This is a genomic window from Scytonema sp. HK-05, assembly GCF_963872035.1.
Lineage (GTDB): Bacteria > Cyanobacteriota > Cyanobacteriia > Cyanobacteriales > Nostocaceae > Kalymmatonema.
This window is the reverse complement of record NZ_CAWMYC010000074.1, coordinates 1-3877: the sequence shown is the minus strand read 5'-3', so window position 1 is coordinate 3877 and position 3877 is coordinate 1. Positions and strand designations below refer to the sequence as shown.

Sequence of the window (3877 nt, the reverse complement as noted above, 5' to 3'; positions counted from 1 at the left end):
AGGCTTTTGAAACTGTTAATTTGAGTGACATAATTGGCTGGTTTAAACATTGTGGCTATTGTATTGCATTCAAGTGAGAACCGCTATAATTCCTTGAGAGCGATAGTAACGAACTCTCTCACGAATCGTTTTTTCGTCGGCATTATTGGTAACTTGGTAGCGACTTAAATAAATTCCTCTAATGACTTTTTTCTCCCAAGGGGTTTGTGGTAATGCTGTTGTTTGAGGTGTTCTTGTTTTAGGGAAAGGTTGTTTATTATTGGGAGTGAGATTTGAAGGGCTTGATAAGGAGGGAGTGGGAGTTAAATAAATATTTGGGTTGACAGTTGAAGTAGGAGTTGGAATCGGATTTAAGAAAGGAATATTTATTTGTTGAATTTTCGCTAAAAACTTGCTGATGTCTAGATTGCTTTTCTGGCTAAACCACCAATAACCACCTCCGAAAATAACAAGAATTAGAGATATCGGTATATTTAAGCATCCACATCCATTTGGTTGTTTCTTTTGGCTCGACATAATAATATGATGATTGACTGGTGAGTTTGATTTATATAAGTACTTCAGTGTAAATAATTAAAGGCTTCGCCGTGAGCTTAGCGGACTTCGGCGTGAGCGCTCAGTCGAACGCTCGAGTGAGCCTCGCCGAACTCCGAACGGTATGTAGTAAGCCCTTTAGCGCTAAAGGGCTTACTACAAGCTAGTTTCCAAGCTTTACTTTTCTTTATATAGTTTAATTTTGTTTAATTTTTTCTCGCCTACTTACTTAAGCGCTTTAACGAAGACATTTTCATCTTTCCACTATTCCTGCAAGAGGTCTATTTTTGATACGGTGTTCTAGAGCCAGACTAATGGCAATAAACAGTACAGTCAAACCCTGAATAGCGTAAACCACAGTCACTGGAACTCCCGCACTGCGCTGCATCACATTCGCACCACTGCGAAGCGCACCAAAAAACAGGGAAGTCAGCACGACACCGAAAACACTACCACGACTGAGAAATGCGATCGCGATCGCATCAAACCCATAACCAGACGAAACTTGTTCAAACAATCGATATTTTAAGCCCATCACTTCAGTTGCACCCGCCAACCCAGCTAAACCACCCGCCAACGCCATCACCAACATAATGGTGCGTTCTACAGAAATACCACTATAACGGGAAGCAATAGGGTTAAATCCTACGGCAGCGATTTGGTAGCCTATGGGTGATAGTACTAGCAAAACCCATACAATGACTGCTGCAAGTAACGCCAGTAAAATCCCCGCATGGGCGAGACTCCCCGGTAAAATAATTGGTAGTTGAGCAGATTTAGCAATCAATGGTGAATAAGGACTAGGCGCACCCGGTTGCTTCAAGGGGTTCTGAACGAGGTAACCAATAAAGTTAAAGGCGATATAGTTCAATAGCAACGTGGTGATCACCTCATTTATCCCGCGTACCGCCTTGAGATAACCTGGAATCAAACCCCAAACTGCACCAAAAAGAAACCCTGCAAGCAATGCCAATGGTACATGAATCACACCAGGTAATCCCTGCACGTACAACCCTATCAACGCACTCCCCAAAGCACCCAGGTAAATTTGCCCTTCCCCACCGATATTAAATTGACCTGCACGCAAAGCCACCAATACCCCTAAACTGGTTAACAACAGCGGTACTATCTTGGTAACAGTGTTGCCAAATCCAAAGTAGGTAGAAAGAGATTCTTGAAACAAAGCCGTATATGCTGCGATGGGATTTGCCCCAGCAAGTAAGATCAGAATTGCACCAACGAGTAACGCCGATGCGATCGCAATTAGGGGAGGTAAGATTGGTAGCAGCAGAGGTTGAATCCGATTCGTTGTAGTCATTTGAATTTTACATTTTTGAATTTTGAATTTTGTAGACGCCCGAAGGGCGGCTTCCCGCAGGGTATTTTGAATTCCTTACCTTCCCCCAGCCATCAAAAACCCGATTTCCTCCACAGTCGCCGTCGTTGCATCCAAAACACCCACAAACTCACCCCTGTACATCACCGCAATGCGATCGCTTATTGCCATAACTTCCTCCAATTCGGTAGAAATGTACAAGATAGCCGCACCGCGATCGCGTTGGGCTAACAACTGCAACTGTACTGCTTGTGTCGCCCCCACATCCAGCCCCCGCGTTGGTTGCATAGCTACTATTAACATTGGTTCTCTCGCCAGTTCCCGCGCCAGCACTACCTTTTGCTGATTTCCCCCCGAAAGCTGACTGACTTTCACACCTTCACTTGTCGCCCGGATATCAAATTCTTGCATTGCAGACTTAGCATTATTGCTGATTGCTTCCTTCTGCAACAAAAAGCGACGACAAAACGGCAATTTTCTAAAAGCTTTCAAAATGAGATTTTGAGCAATATTGAACTGCAACACCAAACCCATTTTTTGCCTATCTTCCGGGATGTACCCCACCCCCCGAACTTCAGGGAAGTTCCGTGTCAGTTCAATTTTTCCACCCTTGACAGTTCGCACACCAGTGATTGCATCTGCTAATTCTCGCTGTCCATTACCATCTACACCTGCAATTCCCAGAATTTCTCCCGCCCGCAGTTCAAAAGATACATTGCGGACAGCGATCGCACCCCTGTCATCCTCAACTTGTAAATTTTGCACTGACAAAACCACGTTTCCAGGGGAAGCAGGAGTTTTGCCCAACTGTAAAGCCACCTCTCGCCCTACCATCAATTCCGCTAACTGCTGCGGCGTCGCTTCTTTGGTTGTCGTATTTGCTACTACCTTTCCCCGTCGTAACACAGTTACTGTATCGCACAGGTTCATAACCTCATCCAATTTGTGGCTGATAAAAATAATTGTGTGTCCATCTGCTGCGAGTTGTCGCAAAATAGCAATTAATGATTCTACTTCCGGCGGTGTTAGCACTGCGGTGGGTTCATCAAGAATCAACAATTTTGCTTTCCGGTAGAGAACTTTGAGAATTTCTACTCGCTGTTGCGCCCCTACTGGTAGATTTCCTACTTTAGCAGCAGGGTCAACTGTTAATCTATAAGCTTGGGATAAAGCAGCGATTTCTTGTTGTTTTTTACGCAGATTTAAACGCCAGTGATTCAATGTTCCTAGGATGATGTTTTCTGTTACAGTCAACTGGGGAACTAGCATGAAATGTTGGTGAATCATGCCAATGCCTAATTGAATTGCTGCACTTGATGAAGATATTTTTACTGGTTTTTCTTGTAGATATATTTGACCTGCTTCAGGTTGATAAAGACCACTAATAATGTTCATTAAAGTGGTTTTACCTGCCCCATTTTCGCCTAGAATGGCGTGAATTGTTCCTGGTTCAACAGTGAGGTTGATGTTGTCATTGGCAATGAATGAGCCAAAGCTTTTGCTAATTCCTTCTAAGCGTAAATAAGACATATATTGAACTGCACTAGGCAAGAGAAAAGGCAGAGAAAAACCTCACCCCCCAGCCCCCTCTCCGCAAGCAGAGAGGGGGAGTATTTTTTCCCTCCTCGCTTGCGGAGAGCAGCGCCGTGCGGTGAGACAGAGAAAGCAGGCGGGTTTCCCGCGCCCTGGGGACTGCGTAAGCGCAAAGCGTGCCGCTAGGCATACGCGTAGCGTCTCCGTGCCTCCTGTCTCCTGAGCCCTTCGGGCACGGCTTGAGGCCGAACGGAGACGCTGCGCGAACGGAGGAGCTTTGCAAACGCGTAGCCTGCCGAAGGCATAGGAGATACCCGAAGGGGGGTTCCCCCCGCCCGTGCGACTGCGGAGAAGGGGTTAGGGTTGGGGTCACACTGATGTATTTTCAAGTTAGATAGGAACGAAAAATATAGCGTAATTCAATTGAATGAAGTAATTATTTATCTGTGTCCATCTGTGTCCATCTGTGGTTCA

Annotated in this window: 3 protein-coding genes; all 3 read right to left on the bottom strand. The window is 45.3% G+C overall.

What is annotated here, in order from left to right; all coding sequences use genetic code 11:
- Positions 1-69: 69 nt before the first annotated feature.
- Entirely contained in the window at positions 70-516 is a 447-nt protein-coding gene (locus AACT52_RS10390; RefSeq protein ID WP_073636625.1) for a hypothetical protein, read from the bottom strand.
- Positions 517-787: 271 nt separating this feature from the next.
- On the bottom strand, positions 788-1852 hold the full coding sequence (locus tag AACT52_RS10385; protein WP_073636624.1) for an ABC transporter permease: 1065 nt from the start codon (positions 1850-1852) through the stop codon (positions 788-790).
- Between the two features lie 75 nt (positions 1853-1927).
- On the bottom strand, positions 1928-3400 hold the full coding sequence (locus AACT52_RS10380) for an ABC transporter ATP-binding protein (protein WP_073636623.1): 1473 nt from the start codon (positions 3398-3400) through the stop codon (positions 1928-1930).
- Positions 3401-3877 lie beyond the last annotated feature (477 nt).